Below are 21,544 nucleotides of genomic sequence, written 5' to 3'. Positions count from 1 at the left end.
CACTGTGGCAGGGAGGGATGTTGCCTTAACTTGCCACAGCGTTGCGTGGTTTCTCACGCATCGCTAACTGGCTCTACCGTTGTCGATTGTTACCCATGGGACAGTGGAAGGAAGCAACGAGGAATACTCTTCGATAAGTGAAAGTTGATACTCTCCTGCATACTCTTCAGCGAAGAATCGGGGGAGTGCTTCGCGTGTGAAACGTTCCCATGAGCGGGCTTCGTCGCCAGGGAGGATGGGATACCACAAAATGCCTTGTTCGGCTGCGGTTTTTCCGTCTCCTGGCGCATCGCCGATCAACAAAATATGATCGTCGCGGTAACGCCCTTTAGCGAAAAGATCAATATGCTGTGATTTTGTGCCCCACTCTTGGCCAGCGATGACTTGGACGTATTTCGCTAGGTCATGCTCGTCCCATTCACGGTGGAGCATGTCCAGTGAGGCTGCGGAAACAACCATTGTGTCGGCGTTTTCGCACATGGCTTCGAGTGCGTTTCTCACACCAGGGAAGGGTTGAGTATTGTGAACCATCCAGGCGACGAGCTCATTGACAATCTTCCCCCATTTGATGCACTGTTCGATCTCGACAGAAGGATGTTGTTCCAACCAGGTGGTGATACCGCTTTCGGATAGTGGCATCCCGCTGCTTAAGAACTGTTTGAGATCCTCGCCCACGGGAAGTTGGATTCCAGATTCGATCACTTCAGGGCGTTTCTTGAGTAGCTCGAAGAACCGATCAATACTTGCCCAGCGGTTGATCCCACGGGTTTGTGAAAAAAGATTCACAAAGAGCGCGGTTTCGCGGGCAATCGTGGAAATAGGTTGTAGATCGAAGGCTTTGATATACGCTGGAGCGAAACATTCGTAATGTTTGATCGTCATTTGATCAATTGCACAGCCATCTGAGTCGATTCCGATGAAGAAATCGCGCTGTGGTGTGAATTGTGCCAGTGGATGTGAAACTGGAGTGGGAGTATTGGACATTGCTTTTCTCCTGAGATCCCTTTTCAGATTCGGGTATCGATCTTGCCGCAGAACGCATCCACGGGGCTCACACCGGTGAACTCGCTCTTACCTTCGAGTTTGTCAACAAGCGCTTCTAAGGTGAACTGTTTGTCATCATAAGTATTGATGTAGGTTTTCACTTGCGGAACATCAACAAGAGCATAGGGAGTGGCAGTCGAAACGTAAATTGTCGGGATTTCAAAAACGTACCACGGAATGTCTACTGTGCCTTTTGTTGCTGGCCACATTACGCGCTCGGTAGGTTGCATCATTCCGTCAATCTTGGAGATCAACAGGACAAGATCGTAGGCATCAGTTAAGCGAGCGATTGGAGCTTTGCCGGCATAAGCATTTTTGACAGATTGTGCTTGTTCTTCCGGTGTCATGGTTGCGAGTTTGTCGAGAAGGGACTCATGGCACGTCACGTCGTAGCCGCGCTCACGCAGGAGTTGTGCGACGCGGTCGGCGGGGTGTTCGTTTTCGCCGCCCCCGCCAAAAGCACGAGAAATTGGGTTTTGAGGTCCTGATACTGACACGACAAGCACACGCTTTGAGGTAGCAGGGGAGAGAGGAAGAACATTTTGTTTGTTTTTGACAAGAGTGATTGCTGCATCAGCAACATCTTTCGCTACGTTGGTGTTTGATGGCAGACCAATGCGTGCCATAGCGCTATCTTTCGGTGGAAGAATTTCTTCCTGAGGAATGAGATGAAGTTTGAGGCGAGCTTTCAAACCTAAGATGCGTGTGAGTGCTTCAGTGAGTCGTTCATCGGTGATGATCCCATTGCGGTAGCCTTCCATCATCCATGCAAAGTCTTCGTCGGGATCATTGAAGAAAAGAAACAAATCACAGCCGGCTGCGATAGCGCGTGGAAGGAGGTCTTTGCGCGCCATTGCCCCTGTCAGGCCAACCATATGTGATGCATCGGTGACGACGACGCCGTTGAATCCCATTTTGCCGCGCAAAAGATCGGTGAGGATTTCTCGTGAAAGTGTTGCAGGCAGGAGATCATCGTCGCTCATTGATGGGTTGAAATGTTTTTGATAGGCGGGTTGCATGATGTGCCCGGCCATAATCGATGGCAGTCCTGCATCGATTAACCCCTGGTAGACTTTGCCGAAAGTCGCATCCCATTCATCAGTGGAGTAATGGTTGACTGAAGCGCTCAAATGTTGATCGCGTTCGTCGAGTCCATCGCCAGGGAAGTGCTTCGCGGCAGGGAGTATTCCAGATTCCATAATGCCTTTCATATAGGCAAGAGAAAGTTCAAGAACCTGATCGGGATCTGATGAGAAAGAACGGTTAGAGATAATAGGATTTCGCCAGTTGCGCATAATATCCACGATTGGGGCGAAAGACCAGTTGCATCCGATAGCGGAGGCTTCTACACCGCTGATGCGTCCGAGTTCATAAGCCCAGCGTGCATCGTGGGTGGCACCGATCTTGACTTCGTAGCCGACGTAGGTGCCGTCGGTACATGCGCCGTTGCCGCCTGCCTCAGTGTTAGCTGCAATGAGGAGAGGAATACGCGATTTTGTTTGCAAGATGTAGTTTTGATCCCACACTTCGCTTGCAGAAGCAGGATTGTAGCGCACAGCACCGATGTGATAGTTATCCAAAATACTGGTGAGGTATTCTTCTGTGCGTTCAGCCCCCATGTTGACGAAGAGTTGGCCGATCTTTTCTTCAAGGCTCATTGATTCGATTGTTGAATGTACCCACTCAATCGCTTGAGCATCGAGATTGTAGGGCTGCGAGGTTAAATCTACCATGGGGGCTCCTTCAAAAGTGTTTGTGATGAATAACGGGGCTGGCGTGGAACCCGTGTTTTGCGCCGGTATGAGAGGCGGCGCAAAACACGCAAAAATTACTTGGTGAGTGCCTCACGGCGCTCTTGAAGAATCGCTGTATTCTTCTCAACAGCTTTCTTTGAGAGCGGGTAGAGGAAGTAGAGGGATGCGGCCACGAGAGCGATGCCGATTCCAGGAACAAGATTTGAGAGCATGAAGATGTTGTCAACAACATTGGGGTTTTGAACATCTCCAGCTTTTGCAGCCACTTCGTCAAAACCGATCCAATTTAATGCAATACCTGTGAGGAAACCAGCAAATGCTTGCCCAACTTTACGTGCCCACGAATAGATAGCGTAAACCGTGCCATCATCGCGCTGGCCGGTGCGAACTTCTTGGAAGTCGATAACATCGGTGATAAAGGCCCACACAAGGAAGTTGAAAATTGCGATCATGAACTGCGCGACAGCAAAGAGAACAACCCAGATGTAGAAATTCTTTGTTTGCAGGCTATAAGCCAAGACGAGAACCCCGCCGCCGATGATTGAAGAAACGATAGCCACTTCTTTCTTACCGAAGCGTTTTGCAAGATAAGGAGCGATGACAATCAGGGCAAAGGTGGGTAAGAGGCCTGCGAAATTAGCAGCGGCTTGGAGCTTACCGTTTCCAAACCAATTCAGAACGAGGTAGCCAACCATACCAGTGAGGAAAAGGTTAGCCAAAACCAAAATGAGTGCAGCAACAATCAACCCAAGAAGCGCGCGGTTGGTGACAATCGTGCCCAGCATTTTACCGATACCGGGGCGATTGGCATTCTGTGTAAAAATAACGCGTTCTTCAACGAGGTAATAGCATATTGCGTAGCACACAACTGCCAGAACAGAGCATGCAATCGAGGCATACGTCATCATATTTCCGTCAAGCACCGAAACGCCTTTATCATTTTTGGTGTAAACGATCAACGGCAGAACAGAGGTGATGATGAGCATGGCGAGGTTTGCGCCAGTCGAGCGGTAGACGGACAACTGTGCTCGATCGTCAGAGTTAGCTGAGATCACTGATGCCATAGAGCCGTATGGAATATTAATTGCGGTGTAGCAGATTGACCCCCACAGGAAGTAGGTCGCGCTCATCCACACGACTTTCATGGTATAGGAGTTGAAATCTGCAATGAATGACAGGTACATCAACGCTGAGGCAACCGCAACCGGCACTGCAATGTACTTGATCCAACGCTTGAACTTGTACCCTGGGTTGGGGACAGGCAAGCGGTCAATCAAAATTCCCATACCGACGTCGGTGAAGGCATCAACAAGGCGGGCAACGAAGAAAAGGACTCCCACATGAGCAGCTTTGACACCGACAACGTTGGTAAAGAAGATCATGAAGAACGTTGCTTGAAGAATGAAAGTGAAGTCGTTACCAAAATCTCCAAACATATAGCCGATTTTGTCGCGAAGCCCAAATGGCCGTTTGTGTCCCTGGGGAATGGAAGCGCTCATGCTTTTCCTTTCAATTTAAGATTGCGCCGATGCAATCGCTGAAGCGTCTTTGCTGTTGCGGGTGTGCCGCTATGACGGTGAAATTCCCATCGCGTCATGTGAATATCGTGACATTGTGGCATGGGCGACATCGAACATGTTGCCAAAAGTTGGCTTATCGAGACAGAGCACAGGGAGAAAATAGTTTTCAGTAGTCACGACGGCGGGACTAAAGTCTTTGTAAGCAGCAGGAGTTGTGCGTGTTTTCCTAGCTCACGGAAATACGTTACTGATGAAAGGAGGTGGCTGTACAGTGCAAATGTCTCACCACCTCCTTAGCGACACTCAGTATCCGATAGATGCGAGATAAGCCCTGGAATCAGCTAAACAATCGAACGGATCACGACCGTAGGTCATATCCTGCTCAATAAAGAGGTATTCTGCGCCAGCGTCGATTGAGGCAGGCAGAAGCTGAGGCCAGTTCATATTTCCTTGGCCAACTTCAGCAAATTCGACAATATTGACGAACATCGAGTAGCCTTCTTCAACCTTGCCCTGAGCAAACAGGTCCAACGCTTTTTCAGGTAAAGATCCAACACGAAAATCTTTGACATGAATGAGTTTGCACACCCCAGAATACTCACTGAGCATATCTAAGGGAGCCATGCCACCACGCTGTACCCAGTGAAGATCGACCTCAAAATTCACATGCGGAGCCACGCGGCGCACAATATCAAAGATTCTTTCGCCATCAAACTGTGCCAAATCCACATGGTGGTTGTGGTAGCACAAGGTGATACCTTCCTCTTCTTGGAGCTTCTGAGCCCACGGTTCAACCTCTGCTGCCCAGGCTTCACAGCTCTCTTTTGAGGTCATAGCGCTAAAAGGCATCATTCCAATGCGTAAAAAACGGCAATTGAGGCGTTTTGAATCGGAAACGATTTTTTCATAGTGCTCAACAAAGTTGTCTCCATTTGCCATTGGAGTAGGGGCGAGAGCAACGGAAAGTGCACCAACCTCGATCCCTAATTCTTTTACTCCACGTTCAAGGTCTGCTACGGTTGCTTCATCCATCGGAATCTGTGACACTTCAACAGCGTGAAGATCCATGCGAGCAATTTTTTCCAAAACTGACCACATGCCTTCCTGGGCAACCTTGTCTTTAAGCATCATCATTTGGACACCAAGAACAGCCATTTTTCCTCCTTCGCTTAATGATTGTCAGTGTCCACTATTGACGGGACTCAAACTTGCCTTCAGCCTCGATGCGTTCGTTGAGTAGTTCGAGGTAGAGATCCTCATCGAAGTTCTCCAATGACACTTCTGTGCCAGTCCAGGAGGACAGATGAATGGCGTTTGCCAGTGCAACGCCGTGGATCCCGTCAGCAATAGGAGCAAGTGGTTCGGCGTTGTGCAGAATCTGTGCTGCAAAGTTTTTCAAGACTTCTACGTGCTGTCCGCCCCATACTGACTCATAGGTTTTTGTTTCGGTTGTCATCAAGGATTCGCGATCGAGTTTTCCGGTGAAGAGAGCAACGATTTCTTCCATCCCCATTTTGTCTGAGAGCGCACGCTCGTCATCAATGAGGCGTGTGATGTGGACAGTGTCGGAGTTTTCCACCACGATTTTCCCACGATCGAAAAGAATTTCGAGTCGGTCAGTTCCAGGTAAATCGTTGGTAGAAGTAATGAAAGTGCCAGTTGCGCCATTGCCGAAATCTGCTAGGGCATTGACTTCATCTTCGACGACGATATCGCGGCGGTACCCATAGGCTGCTTTAGCGAACACTGATTTTGGTGTCCCACACAGCCACTGCCATAGATCAAGCTGGTGTGGTGCCTGGTTGACGAGAACGCCTCCCCCTTCTCCACCCCATGTTGCTCGCCATTCGGACTGGTTGTAATAGCCCTGGGGACGCCACCAGGTGGTGATGATCCACGAGGTGTGGCGCAGGGAACCGAGTTCGCCAGAATCGATCAATGCTTTCAAATCCCTGTAGAGGGGGTTTGTGCGTTGATTGAAGAAAACACCGCATTTCACATCAGGTGTGTTCTGCGCAAATTCGATGACTTCGCGTGCCTGTTTTGTGTAAACACCAACGGGCTTTTCGATGAGTGTGTGAATTTTGCGTTTGAGAGCTTCAATGCCCATTTCAGGGTGAAGATAGTGAGGTACACATGTCACGATTGCGTCGATGGTTCCTGAATCGAGCATGTCGATGTAATCGGTGAAAAAAGGAACACCGTAGGAATCTGCTGCCTCTTTCTTTTCGGGGAGGATGTCGCAGATTGCACCGATTTCCATTTCTGGTACGTGCCCTTCGGTGAGGAACTTTGAATACATTGTTCCTTCGGCTCCATGTCCGATAATGCCTAAACGTACTTTTTGTGTCATGATTTTCCTCTCCATAGGGTCATCACAAGGATGAGTGTTCATAAATTGTTTGGGCAGTTTTCAGCGATTCATAGGCTTCGCGCGGGGAAATCCAAAATGCTTCAGGGGATTCGAGTGTGGAATAGAAATCGCGGAAGAGAATTTCATGGCTCACGCCCCAATAGGTTCTTCCTGAGGAAGCGGCATGGCGTTCAGGGTAGTATTCTGTGTGCCCATCGTTCCACTGGATCGTCAAGCCGTCTCGGATAGTGGCGGTTGCCTTATCCGTATAAATTTCGAGTTCAACGGGTCTGTGAGCGGTATTCGCAAGAGTCGCATACATCGTGCTCGTTGCGCCATTGGGGTGCGTCAGAAACAGGTGTGCACTTTCATCAACTTCGATTAGTGAACGCAAGCGATCGAGTGTTACTGATCCACTCACCGAGGAAATACCTCCCATGAACCAATGAAGGAGATCAATTGTGTGGATTGCTTGATTCATCAGCAGTCCACCGCCCGAGCCTTCCCATGTACCACGCCAGGGGCGTGAGCGATAGTAGTTCGCATCGCGGCTCCAGACCATATTTGCGTACGCACCGGTGATAGTCCCAAGTTCTGCATTCGCAAGGTGCGCGTGCAGGATTTGGCTAGAAACGTTATAGCGGTTTTGGAAACAGATACCGATTTTTCCTGATGCTTTTTCGCTCGCGTCGACGATGGCTTTTCCTGCCTCAAGGGAATGCGCAAGCGGCTTTTCTTGGAGGACATGGTATCCGCGTTCGAGTAGGTCAACGGTGAGATTCGCGTGCATATTGTGCGGGGTAGCAACATGCGCGACGTCGAAGGGAAGGTTTTCGACGAGATCGTGGTAACTACTGAAATAGGGAACGTTGTAATTGCGGGCTAAGTTACGCGCACGTTCGACATCGGTATCGCATACGCCAACAAGAGTGGCATCTTCGATCTGTGCTATTCCTTCTGCATGAACAACGCTCACATCTCCACATCCAATAATCACCGCCCGTTTCATCGGAAGTCCTTTCCCATTTGTGACAGGACATGGACGAGGGCGTTGTAGGCATCGGTCCACAGATCCGGCCCGCACAGTCCACCGAAAGCATTGAAATCACCCAGATGGGGCTCAATGGAGAGGAACCCATCGAAGCCATCGGCTTCAAGTGCGCGGAAAAGTTGTGGAAATTGGCCATCACCTTGCCCAGATGGAAGAACCTTGTTGAGATCATCAACGATCTCAGTCGCTGAAGCATCCTTGCAGTGGATGTATTCAATGTAGTCTTTGACAACTGGATAGGCTTCGTCAGCTGGAGCAACGCCCACCTGAACGTAGTTTGCTGGATCAAAGATTGCGCGATAGTTTGGGGAATCGATTGTTTGCATAAGATCCGCTACGCGTTGGGGTGTGTCACCGTAGATATCTTTTTCGTTCTCATGCAAGAGGGTGATGCCCTCTTTTTCAGCAAGGTAAACCATTGCCCGCGTGCGTTTCATGACTTCTTCGCGGTAAATAGCAGGATCGGTGCCTTCTGGGATAAAGAAAGAGAACATGCGAATGTAGGGTGCTGAGAAAAAGTGGGCAACATCCATCGCGTGGACAGCGCGTTCAAAATGTTTCTCAAAGGGTTCAGTGATGAGAATTTTGCCGAGATCTGAACCAATTGAGGATACAGAAATTCCTGCCTCGCTCAGCTGCGTTTTTGCTTGCTCAAGCTGAGCGGGATCCAGATCAAGAACTTTTGTTCCCCAGGCGCTTCTGAACTCCACGTAGGATATGCCAAGGGTGTTGAAGAGTTCAATCTGTTCAGTGAGGTCTTTGGAAATTTCGTCAGCAAATCCGGTAAGAGTCCACATTGTTACACCTTTGAACGCAGGGAAAGGAGCGGCACAACAATGTGATCCGCACCATGTTTTCACTGCTATTCTAGTGAGGGGGTGAGTGTGGTGTCTCTAAAGATTTCCTTGCTTTGTCGGCAACTTTTGGCAACATTTCCTGCAAAAATAAATGCTAGGACTTTAGTCTGGAGCGCTAGTGTGGCCACGCGAGTTCGCGCTCCCAACAAATCTCGCACTCAATGACGCTGAGTGAGGCGAGAAATACTGGCACGATATTTTACAGCTTCCTCATATTCGGCTTGAACTTTTGCTTTATGCTTTGCTGCCACTCTTGCTCCAACTCCCTTGCGTAGAACGCATGTGGCGGCAATCCAGATAGCACCCACCCACACAATGGAAAAGATAATAGCCATGAGAGTGAGGAAATCCTGAGCCAAAATGATGATGAGAACTGCGACGAATACAAGAACCAGGATCGCGCTGATTTTCCCTCCGGGAAGTTTGAATGTAGACGCGTCATGCTCAGCCGGGCGTCGAAGTCGATACACCAGGTAAGCCCACACAATCATCACCCAGACGAAGATGAAGAGAAGCGAAGAAACAGAGGTGACCATCGTGAACACTTCCATAATGGTGCCACCCGTTTCCATGAGCGGAATAGAGGTTAACAGAATGGCGCAGGAGATCATCAACGATTTTTCAGGGATGAAACGTCCCGAGAGCTTCGCTAAGCCTGCAGGCGCCTGACCATTACGTGCGAGGGAATAGGCCATACGGGATGTCGAATACACTCCAGAATTGCACGACGATGCTGCCGAAGTGATCACGACAAAATTCACTACAGATGCTGCGGCGGTGATTCCGACCAGCGAAAAGAGGTTAACGAACGGAGAAAGCTCAGGATCAACCTCATTCCATGGAGTCACCATCATAATCGTTCCGAGCGCAAGGATATAGAACATCAAGATGCGCAAAGGAATCGAATTGATCGCTTTGGGGAGCGTGATTTCGGGGTCTTTCGCCTCACCTGCTGTAGTGCCGACGAGTTCAATTCCGATAAAAGAGAAGATCGCCAGCTGAAATCCGCCGAAAAATCCAGTGATGCCGTGCGGGAAAATATCGATATTGCCTTTTGAATCAAGCCAGAGATTGCTTACACCGGACTGAATCCCATTCGGGGAAGTGAAGTGACTAAATGCCAAGACACACCCCATAACGATCAAAGCAACAATTGCTACGATTTTCACCAAGGAAAACCAAAATTCAGTTTCTCCAAATGCCTTCACTGTGAGGGAGTTCAGGAGGAAAATAATGCCCACCATAATCAGGGCAGGAATCCACAGCGGCAAATTCGGCCACCAAAAATGCGTGTAACCCGCAACCGCAATGACTTCAGCAGTCGCAGTGACAATCCAGCACAGCCAGTACGTCCATCCCACCACGAAGCCTGCGGTAGGCCCAAGGATGTCGGCGATGAAGTCAGAAAACGTGTGGTAGCCCTCGCGCGAGAGGAGAAGTTCGCCCATCGCACGCATGATGAAGAACAGGACAAATCCGATAATGGCGTAGACCAAAAGAACAGAGGGACCCGCCGTCGAAATTGTTTTTCCTGAGCCCATGAATAGGCCAGTGCCAATTGCGCCACCGATTGCAATCAGCTGGACGTGGCGATTAGATAAGCTACGTTGTAACTCCACATTTTCTCCTTCTTCAGTGCCGCGTTGTTTGGAGTGCAATAACTCAACAAAGGTGATGCGCACTGGTAAGTCCCACTGCCGCGGCGGCAACGCAAACCACAATCATACCAGTGCTATTGAGTAGCGCGATCCACCTTTCTCCACGGTGTGCTAGTTTCACGGAATCTAATGATGCAGTCGAAAAAGTAGTGAATCCACCACAAAACCCGGTTCCAAGTATCGCCAGCCAATATGGAGATAGGGCTCCGGTGTTCGCGGCACCAGCACAAATGCCAAGTAAGAAGGAACCAAGAGTATTCACCACCCATGTCCCACGTGGCATACGCGAATCAGCACTGGTCAGGGCGTCGTCGAGAAGGAAGCGGCAAGCAGCTCCTAGACCCGCGGCAAGCGCGAGAAAAGCGATCACGGCCTGCCTCCCATACGACCCCCAATCCTGCAACCGATTTCGGCTGCGAGTACTCCAAGCGCCACTGTCGTCGCCGCGTAGAGGAACGCCAGGACAGGCGACTCAGACAAAGCCACAGTGTCGAGCGCGAGAGCAGAATAGGTGGTAAATCCTCCCAGCACACCTGTTCCAGCGAAGAGTTGCCACCCCCGACGTCGGGATGCGTCGGAGACACGGCGGGCCAGCACATCAGTGAGAAAACCAAGGAGAAATGCTCCTATAACGTTTACTACCATGAGATCGAGGTAGCCGCCAGGAATCGCTGTCGTGAGGCCATACCGTGCGAGTGCGCCAAGCATTGCGCCGGTGGCCACGATCAGTGCGCATTGTGTTCGAGATTCGATATTCACCACCGATATTTTACGCTCCTTGCTACCCTTAAGGCATGAGACACATTTCCGACGTCGTCAATGCTATTGAAAATGCGTACCCGCCGGCTTTGGCGCAAGACTGGGATCGCGTTGGCCTTGTGGTGGGAGACCCGTTGTGGGAAGTGAGGAAGGTTGGTTTCGCTGTTGATCCATGCGAAGCCACTGTGAATGAGGCTATTGAGCGTGGCGCGCAAATGCTGATCACTCATCATCCGCTGTATTTGCGTGGCACCTCTTTCGTAGCGGCAACGGGAGGTAAGGGGTCGTGGGTCACGACATTGATTCAGCACAATATCGGCTTGCTCGCAGCCCATACGAATGCCGACGCAGCGCAGACTGGAACAGCGCAGGCGATGGCCGATCTTCTGGGATTAGTAGATGTGCGCCCTTTGGATCCATGCCCTGACGCTCCGCATCTAGGCATTGGGCGAGTGGGGCGGCTTACGATGACGATGAGTGTCCGTGAAGTAGCGGAACGACTCAAGGCACTCATTCCATCAACTCCAGCTGGAATCACTATCGGTGGTGACCCCGAACGAATCGTTACCACAGTAGCGCTGTCTCCTGGTTCGGGCGATTCCTATCTCACACGTGCACATGAGGTTGGAGCAGATGTTTATATCACTGCTGATCTGCGCCATCACCCCAGCACAGATCATTTATGGGCAGGGGGCTGTCCCTTGATCGGTCTGACTCACTTTGCTTCGGAATGGCCACTCTTGCCACAGATGCGGCAGCATATAGCGAAACTCGGCGTCGAGACCTATATTTCGACGCTCGTGACTGACCCGTGGACCTTGAGAATCTGAATTTCCCACAACGAAAGACCCAGCATGAAAGCACCCCGTATCGATCAACTAGCTCTTCTTGACCTTGCCGCCCTTGATTCAAAGATCGGTCAGTTACGCCGGGAGAACCACCACCACCCGTTGCGTACTGAGCTTGCTACAGTTGTCAACCAGATTGCGGCCACAGGGCGCGAGATCGCCGCCGCCGAGGAAAAAGTGGCTCAGGCAAACATGGAAGTTGAGCAGGCAGATGCCGCAACAGAGAAATTGACCACTGTGATCCGTGACAAGGAGAGCAAGCTCGCGGCGGGCGTCGGCATGGATTCCCGTCAGCTTCTGGCTCTGCAAAAAGAGATTGATGACGCGCGCGCACGGCTTGAACAAGCTGAAGAACGTGATTTTGCGGCGCTGGAAGCGGCAGAGTCATGTGAACGTGAGCTCGACGGCGCTCGCGCACACCTGAATGCGCTCAATACACAGATGCTTGAGACTCGATCAACTTTGGAAGCTGAGATTGAGATTCTTGCACGTGATATCGAAGATCTCGTGGCCACACGTGAACGGCTTATTGAGCCTTTGGATCGCGATCTCGTCGCTCTCTACGATCGATCGCGAGCGCGTGGCGGGTTTGGAGTAATCGGGATGTCTCCCAATGGGACGACCACAGGTGGACTTCAAATTTCGCCTGTTGAAGCGGCATCGATCAGAGGTGGAGATCCAGATGATGTTCATATCTCGGATGATTACGATGCCATCATTGTGCTGACGAACTAGTTCACGTGATCGATGAGCGTGAGCTGAGTCGTGGGGCCGTTGCGTAGCTCAAGGCGACTGATATGCCCAGCGTCGACGAGGATATGGGCAAATTCGGCGATTTCTTCGACCGTTGTTGGTACGTTCGGTTCACGAATCAACGCACCTGCGAGTAATCCTCGGTAGCGCTTTGCATCGTGGGAGACAACACGACGTTTTCCATCTTTGATACGTTCAACACGAATTTCGACGACGCGTGATCCACGTGGTGTGAAAACGCGGTAAGGCCCTGAACGTGCGTCTACAATGAGGCTGTCATGAAGCAATTGCGAGCCGACGTCGGACAGCAAGAGTCGCCAGCGTGCGGCATTGTTACCGCCGGGAAGGGTAATTCCCATTTTTAAACGATAAGAGGGAATGAAGTCGCATGGACTGAGAATTCCAAAGAGTCCAGAGAAAATGACGAGACGCTCATGAGCACGAGCCCAATCTGCCTCAGTCAGGTGATGTGGATCCAGCGCTGAATACAACACACCAGTGTAAACATCGAGTGCGCGAGCAGTGGGGCAGGTGAGTATATCCTGTTGGCGTAGGACTTCCGGAGCAACCGAGGCGCCGACTTTGAGAATGTCACATGCATTCTCGGCGCGTGAGACTTCTATCAGTTCATTGGCGAGTTCCTTGCGTAGTGGCGTGAGCTGAGGGAAAGCGAGAGCCTCGAAATTTAATGTTGGGCCGACGTCGGGGGCTGCTTTACCTTCAGAGGGCGGGAGGAAAATCTGCATACGGCTATTTTATCGTCCGTGCTCCACCTCATGACTAACTTCGAGGAAGTTTCGACGTCGGGGAGTGCTAAACTTGAGCGTTGAGCATGCCAGGCGGCCGCGCGAGTGAAAACTCTCGAGGAACGTCCGGGCTCCGCAGGGAACAGTGGTGGGTAACGCCCACTCGGGGTGACCCGCAGGAAAGTGCAACAGAAATGAAACCGCCGCAAGGTAAGGGTGAAATGGTGAGGTAAGAGCTCACCGCAAGTATGGTGACATACTTGGCAGTGTAAACCCCACTGGGAGCAAGGCCAAACAGTATGCGTTGAGGCGTCCCGCTGAGCATACGGGTGGGCTGCTTGAGGCGTACGGCAACGTACGTCCTAGATGGATGGTCGCCTCTAGCGGATCGCTAGAACAGAACCCGGCGTATCGGCATGGTCACGATATAGTTGAGGGAGAGATCTTCGGATCTCCCCCTCAACTATTGAGATATGGACGCGTTACGATTCGGAAGAGTTACGTGCAGCTTCCCACGCCAGCAACGCCGCACCCACAATTCCAGCTGCGTTACGTAACTGTGCGGGAATAATGCGTGCACGTGTGTGAATCAGTGGAAGGAACTTCTTGTACTTTTTTGACACGCCGCCTCCAACGATGAATAAATCGGGGGAGAAGAGCTGCTCATAGGTGTCGAAGCAAAGCTGCAGGCGCTCTGCCCACTGTTCAAAACTGAGTTCTTCTTTTTCGCGTACACCTGAGGACGCATAGTGCTCAGCTTTCATCCCATTCGGAAGAAGCAAATGTCCCATTTCAGTATTCGGGACAAGATGACCGTGGCTGACAAGTGCCGAACCAATGCCCGTTCCCAGCGTCAACACGAGCACCGTGCCCTGTGTCCCTTGTGCAGCGCCATAGCGCACTTCACCATAACCAGCGGCGTCGGCATCGTTGATCACTGTCACCGGACGTCCGAGTGTCGAGGCAAGCAATTCGTGGGCATTGATTCCGGTCCATTCTTGCGAAAGGTTCGCAATGAAAGGAACAACACCATCGAGAATTGGTGCAGGGAAAGAGACTCCCACCGGGGTCTTCTTCTTCGGAGCAAAATGGTCAACAAGCTCTTTGATGATGGCAGCAATCTCTGCAGGGGAGGCATTCTCCGGGGTAGGAATCCGGTAGCGTTCATCAGCGAACTCTCCGGTGCGCAAGTCAACTGGCGCTGCTTTAATACCTGAGCCGCCGACGTCGACGCCGATCGCGTATTTTTTCATGTCTTCCTCCTACTTCGTGGGCATTGCTGGAGAGACTTGGCCCTGGGTGGGGAGCGTCAAAATTTCAGCGCCGTCGGCGCGAACGACGAGGGTGTGTTCCCACTGCGCGCTACGACCACGATCTTGTGTCACGATTGTCCAGTCATCGTCCCACTGTTCCCAATCAATATCGCCCAAGGTGAGCATAGGCTCGATCGTGAAGACCATGCCCTCCTCAATCGTGGTGGTGTAAAGCTCAGAATCGTAGTGCGGAACAATGAGTCCAGAGTGGAATGCCTCCCCGACACCGTGGCCAGTGAAATCTTCGACCACGCCGTAATCAAAGCGCTTTGCGTACTTTTCGATTACTCGACCGATCACATTGATCTGGCGACCAGGTTTGACAGCTTTAATGCCGCGCATCATCGCTTCATAGGTGCGCTCACACAATAAGGCCGATTGAGGATCAACTTCACCAACATAAAACATGGCATTGGTATCACCGTGGACACCATTTTTGTACGCTGTGACATCCAGATTGACGATATCGCCTTCCTGGAGCACTGTGGAATCAGGAATTCCATGGCAAATGACCTCATTGATCGATGTACATAGGGATTTTGGGAAGCCCATGTACCCCAGTGTTGAGGGGTAGGCTCCGTGATCGCACATGTACTCATGGGCAATTTTATCCAGCTCGTCGGTAGTCACTCCAGGCCGAATCGCTGCGCCGGCTTCGTAGAGCGCATCGGCCGCGATTTGTGATGAGACTCGGATCTTTTCGATTGTTTCTTCATCTTTGATATCCGAGGTTGTGACAACTTCAGGGCCATCATGGAACAGATATTCAGGGCGCTCAATATTAGAAGGTACCTTGAGCATTGGGGAGACAATCCCCGGAGTTAAAGTTCCGAGGGGCGCGCGATGAGGATTCATTTCTCTGCCTTACAATTAAGAGACAACGGACGCGAAGGAGCGAACGATGTACTGGTTTAACATGTCAACTCACGAAGTGGCTCAGGGAGAAAGTTCTCCGTGGCATTCGACTCAAACAATGGGGCCCTATCCAAGTGCTGAGGCTGCGCACGCCGCTCTTGAGATCGCTGCAGCGCGCACGGCACATGCGGATGAAGAAGACCGAGCCGAAGCTGAGCACGACGACTGGTGATCAGTGGTCAAATGCGTGGGTGCGGTCAGGGAACTCGAGATTCTTCACTGCATCTTTGTATGCCACAGTCGCTTGGCGAAGCGCGGTACCAACTTCGCCGAAGACCTTGACAAACTTCGGTGTCCACTCCTGCATACCCGCCATATCCGACCATACGAGAACTTGACCATCGGTGAGTTTGCCTGCGCCAATACCGATGGTGGGGATATTCAAACGCTCGGTAATTTCGTGAGCGATATCGTAGGGGACCATTTCCAAAACGACTGCGATTGCTCCGGCGTCTTCCACAGCCTGTGCGTCGTTCGTGATAGCCAATGCGGCGTCGCCACGCCCCTGAACGCGCGGTCCGCCAAGAGCGTTTTCTGACTGAGGGGTGTAGCCGATGTGCCCGACAACAAGGATCCCCGCCTTGGTAATCGCCTTGATACGGTCAGCCATACGCTCGCCGCCCTCAAGCTTGACAGCGTTTGCACCGGCCTTGATGAGACGAACAGCATTTGCCACTGCGTCGGAGTCTGACGCTTCGTAGGAACCAAAAGGCATATCGCCGACGATGAATGCGCGTTCGGTGCCACGGGAAACAGCTCCGATCGCGAGTTCCATCTGTTCCATCGTGACCGGAACAGTCGATTTGTAGCCGAGCATTGTCATGCCGTATGAATCACCCACAAGGAGCATATCGATCCCAGCTTCATCAAAAATATGTGCTGTGATTGCGTCATATGCGGTGAGCATCGTGATTTTCTCGCCATTTTCTTTCATCGCCCGCAAATGGTGGGCTCGGACCTTCGCCATGTCACTCCTTCGTTCAATTGGAACGGTCTGCCCACCAGTCTACGCGTTTTCGTTCCAGTCCCCTAAGCGAAGATGCGACAATAGGCTCATGGATAAGCAAATGGAGAATGTCTTGCGCACCGTTCAGGAGCAGAACGTGCGGTTTTTGCGACTATGGTTCACCGACGTTTCGGGGACGCTCAAATCAGTTGCCATTGCGCCCGCAGAGCTCGAAAGCGCCTTCGAGGAAGGAATCGGTTTCGATGGATCTGCAGTTGAAGGGCTGACACGAGTTCATGAATCAGATATGGTGATGCACCCCGATCCTGGCACCTTACAAATATTGCCATCGACGTCGACGGCAGGTACTGTCGCCCGCTTGTTCTGTGATATTGCGACTCCCGACGGAGCGAGAGCGAGAAGTGACCCTCGCGGTGTCCTACGGCGTGCGATCGACCACGCGGCGTCAATGGGCTTTACGTTCTATGCTCATCCAGAATTCGAATTTTACCTGTTTACTCCTGTAGCAGATGAGTATGAGATTCCTACACCGATTGACTCTGGTTCGTACTTCGATCACGTGTCACGATCGACGGCACATGATTTTCGTGCGCTCGCGGTTCGTTCACTTGAAGACATGGGGATCCCTGTTGGTTTTTCTCATCATGAATCCGGTCCAGGTCAAAATGAGATTGATCTTCGTGTCTCCGATGCATTAACAATGGCCGATAACATCATGACCTTACGCGTGATCTTGGAGGAAACTGCTCTGGCTCAAGGCGTCAGCGCATCGTTTATGCCCAAACCGCTCGAGGGAAAGCCAGGTAATGGTATGCACACCCACTTTTCTCTCTTTGAAGGTGACCGTAATGCGTTCTATGATCCTGCTGCGGAATACGAATTGTCCATCACTGCGCGTCAGTTCATGGCGGGTATCCTCACACATGCGCGTGAGATTACAGCAGTGACCAACCAGCATGTCAACTCCTACAAGCGTCTTTTTGGCGGGGACGAAGCTCCGGCATACATCACCTGGGGGAAGGGCGTGCAGAGCGCATTGATCCGTGTTCCGTCATTCACACCAGGGAAAGCTTCCAGCGCCAGAATCGAGTATCGCGCACTAGATTCAGCAGCAAATCCGTACCTTGCTTTCGCCGTCATCTTGCGGGCAGGACTTGATGGAATTGAACGTGGTCTTGATCTTCCCGACTCCTTCGGAATCGATGGTGCTGACTTGGATCGCCTTGAACGAAAAGCGATGGGGATCGAATCTCTTCCCGGATCGCTGCATGAAGCCCTCCGCGAGATGGAGAACTCCGCTTTAGTCGCTGACACACTGGGCGAAGACGCATTCGACTACTTCATCCGCAACAAGCTCCATGAATGGGAGATCTACCGCAGTCAGATCACCCCCTTTGAACGGCGTCATTTCCTAGGAGCGCGCTGATGCGGCGGGTGACCCTCACCGGGCAGCTACGTGCCGCGGGCTTTTTTGACCCTTCTCGGGCAGCGAAATTGCTTGAATCTTTGACACACGATCCGCAATATTCACAGGTACTCGTCAATCGATTGGCAAAGGTGGCAGACCCTGATCTTGGCCTGCTCGCTGCTGTGCGGCTTGCCGACGTTGGAATTGATCTGGCCACAGCAAGTGAAGAGATGCTGGCTGTTGTCGGATTTTCGACAGGTGCGCTCGATCTGCTGGTCGCTCATCCCCATTTGGCATCTGCACTTGATACTCGTCTCGATCTGGAATCGGTGAGTCTGGAATCAGAAAAGGCACGTGCTGTTCGTATGTGTGGAACAGAACCTGCCGATACGATCCGCGAGTACTATTACCGACGTCTGCTTGCGATTCTCGCCGCTGATCTTCTTTCTCCTACTGATGCATTTGTCCATGTGGGAAAGGCACTGTCTGCAGTGGTCGGGGCGACTCTTGAGGCAGCATGGGTTGCGGTGGGTGCTCCGGAGAATTTAGCGATTATTGCCATGGGGAAAACTGGAGGCGACGAGGTCAACTATATCTCGGACGTCGATGTTACCTATGTGCTTCCTTCTGATGCATCGAGCGTTGATATCGAGGCAGCCACCACAGCCATCAGTGAGATTTCACGCCTCATAACTTTGCCCGGTTCATGGCCCGCGTTGTGGGACATCGATTTGGCACTTCGTCCGGAAGGAAAAGACGGTCCCGTCGTGCGAACAGTGGAATCGTCACTGACGTATTATCGCAAGTGGGCAGAAAATTGGGAGTTCCAGGCGTTGCTTAAGGCACGAGCAATTGCAGGAAATATGCAAGTGGGACTGTCCTACACTGAGGCTGTCGCACCGCTAATATGGGACGCTGCGTCGCGCACGAACTTCGTCGAATCTTCCCGGGCAATGCGACGTCGGGTCGAAGCGCACCTTTCACCGAAGCTGCGCGATCGCGAAATCAAACTGGGGGAGGGCGGTCTGCGTGATATCGAGTTCACCGTCCAACTCCTGCAGATGGTTCATGGGCGAAATGACTTTGCGCTCCGTGTCCGTCCTACCTTAGAAGGGATCGAAGTCCTTGCCTCTGGTAGCTACATGTCACGTTCTCACGCTGCCCGCCTTGATAGCGCCTACCGCTTCCTTCGCAACCTTGAACATCGATGTCAATCACGCCGGTTTCGGCGCACTCACCAGTTACCGACCGATAACGTGACGTTGCGTGCGATTGCGCGTTCTCTTGGGCTGTCGGGAATGAAGGAACTTGAGGAGCGTTTTCAGTCAATTCGACGTGAGGTGCGTGCACTCCAACAAGAGATCTACTATCGTCCTCTCCTCGGTGTCACCGCATCGCTACATCCGGACGAAGTTGCACTCGAACCACATGCAGGAGCGGCCAGACTTTCCGCAATCGGGTTCAAAAATCCGACATCTGCCATGACAAATGTCGCGTCACTGACAACAGGTCTCTCTCGCACAGCCGCAATTGAGCGCCATATCCTTCCCGCGATGCTTCAATGGTTCTCGGAAGGACCCATGCCCGATCGTGGTTTGGCTTCCTATCGCACTGTGTCGGAAAGTCTAGGATCAACGTCGTGGTTCATGCGCCTCCTACGTGACTCTACACTTGCTGCTCAACGCATGGCTCACGTGCTTTCAACGTCCCAGTTCGTTCGGGATGGGATGAGCAATTTCGCTGAATCTGTCGCATGGCTCGATGATGACGCCCAACTTATCCCGAAAACGCGCGAGGCACTTGGATATGAACTCGATGCTATTTTGGCGCGGCGTGGCCCGGAATCGATGGCACACGCTGGACGCTTCCTGCGACGGCGCGAACTTTTGCGTACTGCGTTGGCCGACATTCTGGGGCTGGTGGATCGCCCCCAGATTCGGCGAGCGGTCACAAACGCGGCGGAAGTTGCAGTCCGAGCTGCGCTGAGAGGCGCGAGATGTGTGGCAGACGATGTCGAGTTTGGAATCATCGCGATGGGTCGCTACGGCAGCTGTGATCTCAATTACGCCTCAGATGCAGATGTCATGTTCGTCTATCGTGGTGGGCACGACGCTGAGCGCGCTGCTGGAAATGTTGCGCACACATTCATTGCATCTCTGAATTCCATCGATTCAGAGCCTCCTTTGCTTATCGATGCCGGTTTGCGTCCGGAGGGGAAATCGGGTGCGCTTGTCAGAAGCCTCGATGGCTATCGTGAGTATTACACGAAATGGGCAGATACATGGGAGCGTCAAGCCCTTCTGAAAGCCCGTTACGCAGGAGGGAATCATGCGATCGTCGAGGAATTTCTCGACATGATTGCGCCCTCACGTTACCCTGCGCATCTTTCGGCAAACGAGATCCAGGATATTCGCTTGATGAAAGCGCGCATTGAGCGTGACCGTACTCCACGCGGGACGCGAGGACGTCACTTAAAACTCGGGCCGGGAGGGTTGTTTGATATTGAATACGCTGTTCAATACCTGCAACTCAAACATGCTCATCGATTCCCACAACTTCGTGTGACGGGCACTCAAGAGGCAATGAATGTTGCTGTCGACGTCGGTGTTCTTTCTCCTGCAGATGCAAAAGCGCTGTCGCAGGCATGGAATATGGCAGATGCGCTTCGTGGAGCGAATGTGCTTGCCAGCGGCCGAACTCAAGGGGCAAAAGTCGATATTTTGCCAACAGACGTTGACGAACTTGGCGTTATTGCCGCTCTTATGGGAATATCGCCCGAGGAACGTCATGAAATGGAAGAAACCTACTTACGCCGCTCTCGTATTGCGCGCGGCGTCGTCGAAAAAATCCTATTTGAGGAGGAATAATGCGACTTCACCTTATTCGTCACGGACAGACGGAAGCTAACGAATCGCTCATCATGGATACGCGTTTCCCTGGAGCGAATTTGACCGAGTTTGGACGTGAACAGGCGCTTACGCTGCCCTCCCGTTTATCAGGTGAAAATATCACCTCGTTATCGATGTCCAATCTGCCACGCACGCATCAGACAATTACCCCACTGGCACAGACTTTGGGAATTACGCCAGTGGAGCGCCCAGGCCTGGCAGAAATCGACGCTGGAGACTGGGATGGAACACCGATCCCAGAAACCGGTGTCCGATACCTTCAGATCGTTGGACGTTGGCTCAGTGGCGAGATGGATCTTCCACTTGCTGGTGGGACAACTGGCCACGAGGTGAAAGAACGCTTTGACCGCGAGATCGAAGCTATTGAAGCAACGGGTGCCCAGGTGGCAGCTCTTGTCGCTCACGGCGCGGTCATCCCGTTTTGGGTAATGGCGACGACGGGAACTCCATCACTGGAATTTTTTACGGAGCATCGTTTGAAGAATACCGATATTGTCACCGTTGAAGGATCGCTTGCAATGGGGTATCGCTTGGTTGCGTGGGCTGAAGAACCGTATAACGGAGAATGAATTTTCTTTTCACATATTTGTCATTCATATGAGCGTGTGTGAGAGATGGTGGGGGGGGGGGGGGGGTGGAGGAAGAAAAAACAGCCCCCCCCAAAAAACAGGGGGTTTTGGAAAATAAAG

20 protein-coding genes and 1 other RNA gene are annotated in these 21,544 nt (G+C 51.9%); 7 read left to right on the top strand and 14 right to left on the bottom strand.

Going from position 1 to position 21,544, the window contains the following annotated elements:
- Positions 1 to 63: 63 nt before the first annotated feature.
- The 10 genes from ACTOVJ_RS04340 to ACTOVJ_RS04295 all read right to left on the bottom strand — a co-directional run bounded on the left by ACTOVJ_RS04340 (position 64) and on the right by ACTOVJ_RS04295 (position 10,996).
- A complete protein-coding gene (locus tag ACTOVJ_RS04340) occupies positions 64 to 984 on the bottom strand; it encodes an HAD family hydrolase (RefSeq protein ID WP_449504076.1) in 921 nt (306 codons plus the stop codon).
- Between the two features lie 23 nt (positions 985 to 1,007).
- Positions 1,008 to 2,777, bottom strand: coding sequence for a glycoside hydrolase family 3 protein (locus ACTOVJ_RS04335; protein WP_449504075.1), 1,770 nt, complete (start codon positions 2,775 to 2,777; stop codon positions 1,008 to 1,010).
- Positions 2,778 to 2,872: 95 nt separating this feature from the next.
- Positions 2,873 to 4,297, bottom strand: a complete 1,425-nt coding sequence (locus ACTOVJ_RS04330; RefSeq protein WP_449501895.1) for an MFS transporter — start codon at positions 4,295 to 4,297, stop codon at positions 2,873 to 2,875.
- Positions 4,298 to 4,621: 324 nt separating this feature from the next.
- Positions 4,622 to 5,473 carry a sugar phosphate isomerase/epimerase family protein gene (locus tag ACTOVJ_RS04325; protein ID WP_449504074.1) on the bottom strand — a complete coding sequence of 284 codons (852 nt, stop codon included), beginning with the start codon at positions 5,471 to 5,473 and terminating at the stop codon, positions 4,622 to 4,624.
- Between the two features lie 34 nt (positions 5,474 to 5,507).
- The gene (locus tag ACTOVJ_RS04320; protein WP_449501897.1) at positions 5,508 to 6,671 is read right to left on the bottom strand and encodes a Gfo/Idh/MocA family protein; all 1,164 of its coding nucleotides are present in this window, start codon (positions 6,669 to 6,671) and stop codon (positions 5,508 to 5,510) included.
- 22 nt (positions 6,672 to 6,693) lie between these two features.
- Positions 6,694 to 7,680 (bottom strand): Gfo/Idh/MocA family protein, encoded by a 987-nt coding sequence (locus ACTOVJ_RS04315; protein WP_449504072.1) that lies wholly within the window; start codon positions 7,678 to 7,680, stop codon positions 6,694 to 6,696.
- Positions 7,677 to 8,519 (bottom strand): sugar phosphate isomerase/epimerase family protein, encoded by an 843-nt coding sequence (locus ACTOVJ_RS04310; protein ID WP_449502832.1) that lies wholly within the window; start codon positions 8,517 to 8,519, stop codon positions 7,677 to 7,679. The genes ACTOVJ_RS04315 and ACTOVJ_RS04310 overlap by 4 nt, the downstream gene beginning before the upstream one ends.
- Before the next feature lie 218 nt (positions 8,520 to 8,737).
- Positions 8,738 to 10,198, bottom strand: coding sequence for an amino acid permease (locus ACTOVJ_RS04305; protein WP_449501900.1), 1,461 nt, complete (start codon positions 10,196 to 10,198; stop codon positions 8,738 to 8,740).
- A 43-nt stretch (positions 10,199 to 10,241) separates the two neighbouring features.
- The gene (locus ACTOVJ_RS04300) at positions 10,242 to 10,607 is read right to left on the bottom strand and encodes a fluoride efflux transporter FluC (protein WP_449504071.1); all 366 of its coding nucleotides are present in this window, start codon (positions 10,605 to 10,607) and stop codon (positions 10,242 to 10,244) included.
- Entirely contained in the window at positions 10,604 to 10,996 is a 393-nt protein-coding gene (locus ACTOVJ_RS04295) for a fluoride efflux transporter FluC (RefSeq protein WP_449504070.1), read from the bottom strand. The genes ACTOVJ_RS04300 and ACTOVJ_RS04295 overlap by 4 nt, the downstream gene beginning before the upstream one ends.
- Positions 10,997 to 11,031: 35 nt before the next feature.
- Here ACTOVJ_RS04295 and ACTOVJ_RS04290 point away from each other — a divergent pair, with 35 nt between their 5' ends.
- Both ACTOVJ_RS04290 and ACTOVJ_RS04285 read left to right on the top strand, forming a co-directional pair.
- Entirely contained in the window at positions 11,032 to 11,826 is a 795-nt protein-coding gene (locus ACTOVJ_RS04290) for a Nif3-like dinuclear metal center hexameric protein (RefSeq protein ID WP_449501903.1), read from the top strand.
- 24 nt (positions 11,827 to 11,850) lie between these two features.
- Complete coding sequence (locus ACTOVJ_RS04285; RefSeq protein WP_449501904.1) at positions 11,851 to 12,579, top strand: zinc ribbon domain-containing protein; 729 nt, start codon at positions 11,851 to 11,853, stop codon at positions 12,577 to 12,579.
- Here the strand turns inward: ACTOVJ_RS04285 and ACTOVJ_RS04280 are convergent.
- Complete coding sequence (locus tag ACTOVJ_RS04280; RefSeq protein WP_449504069.1) at positions 12,576 to 13,343, bottom strand: YaaA family protein; 768 nt, start codon at positions 13,341 to 13,343, stop codon at positions 12,576 to 12,578. The two genes, ACTOVJ_RS04285 and ACTOVJ_RS04280, sit on opposite strands and share 4 nt — an antisense overlap.
- An 81-nt stretch (positions 13,344 to 13,424) precedes the next feature.
- Here ACTOVJ_RS04280 and rnpB point away from each other — a divergent pair.
- Positions 13,425 to 13,770, top strand: an RNA gene (gene rnpB / locus ACTOVJ_RS04275) — RNase P RNA component class A.
- A gap of 55 nt (positions 13,771 to 13,825) precedes the next feature.
- On the opposite strand, the gene ppgK is transcribed toward rnpB, so the two are convergent.
- Positions 13,826 to 14,596 carry a polyphosphate--glucose phosphotransferase gene (ppgK, locus tag ACTOVJ_RS04270; RefSeq protein ID WP_449501906.1) on the bottom strand — a complete coding sequence of 257 codons (771 nt, stop codon included), beginning with the start codon at positions 14,594 to 14,596 and terminating at the stop codon, positions 13,826 to 13,828.
- A 9-nt stretch (positions 14,597 to 14,605) separates the two neighbouring features.
- Positions 14,606 to 15,511 carry a type I methionyl aminopeptidase gene (map, locus tag ACTOVJ_RS04265; RefSeq protein WP_449501907.1) on the bottom strand — a complete coding sequence of 302 codons (906 nt, stop codon included), beginning with the start codon at positions 15,509 to 15,511 and terminating at the stop codon, positions 14,606 to 14,608.
- A gap of 46 nt (positions 15,512 to 15,557) precedes the next feature.
- Between map and ACTOVJ_RS04260 the strand changes: the two genes are divergently transcribed.
- Positions 15,558 to 15,743 (top strand): hypothetical protein, encoded by a 186-nt coding sequence (locus tag ACTOVJ_RS04260; RefSeq protein ID WP_449501908.1) that lies wholly within the window; start codon positions 15,558 to 15,560, stop codon positions 15,741 to 15,743.
- Here the strand turns inward: ACTOVJ_RS04260 and panB are convergent, their stop codons facing one another.
- Positions 15,744 to 16,538 (bottom strand): 3-methyl-2-oxobutanoate hydroxymethyltransferase, encoded by a 795-nt coding sequence (gene panB, locus ACTOVJ_RS04255; protein WP_449501909.1) that lies wholly within the window; start codon positions 16,536 to 16,538, stop codon positions 15,744 to 15,746.
- 88 nt (positions 16,539 to 16,626) lie between these two features.
- On the opposite strand from panB, the gene ACTOVJ_RS04250 reads away from it, so the two are divergent.
- Genes ACTOVJ_RS04250 through ACTOVJ_RS04240 form a run of 3 tightly spaced genes read left to right on the top strand, consistent with a single transcriptional unit; the run spans position 16,627 to position 21,424 of the window.
- Positions 16,627 to 17,964, top strand: coding sequence for a glutamine synthetase family protein (locus ACTOVJ_RS04250; RefSeq protein ID WP_449501910.1), 1,338 nt, complete (start codon positions 16,627 to 16,629; stop codon positions 17,962 to 17,964).
- Entirely contained in the window at positions 17,964 to 20,813 is a 2,850-nt protein-coding gene (locus tag ACTOVJ_RS04245) for a bifunctional [glutamine synthetase] adenylyltransferase/[glutamine synthetase]-adenylyl-L-tyrosine phosphorylase (protein WP_449501911.1), read from the top strand. The genes ACTOVJ_RS04250 and ACTOVJ_RS04245 overlap by 1 nt, the downstream gene beginning before the upstream one ends.
- The gene (locus ACTOVJ_RS04240; RefSeq protein WP_449501912.1) at positions 20,813 to 21,424 is read left to right on the top strand and encodes a histidine phosphatase family protein; all 612 of its coding nucleotides are present in this window, start codon (positions 20,813 to 20,815) and stop codon (positions 21,422 to 21,424) included. The genes ACTOVJ_RS04245 and ACTOVJ_RS04240 overlap by 1 nt, the downstream gene beginning before the upstream one ends.
- Positions 21,425 to 21,544 lie beyond the last annotated feature (120 nt).

It is taken from the genome of Arcanobacterium sp. (ex Cirak et al. 2026) (assembly GCF_053585065.1).
This window is presented reverse-complemented; position numbering and strand designations above follow the sequence as displayed.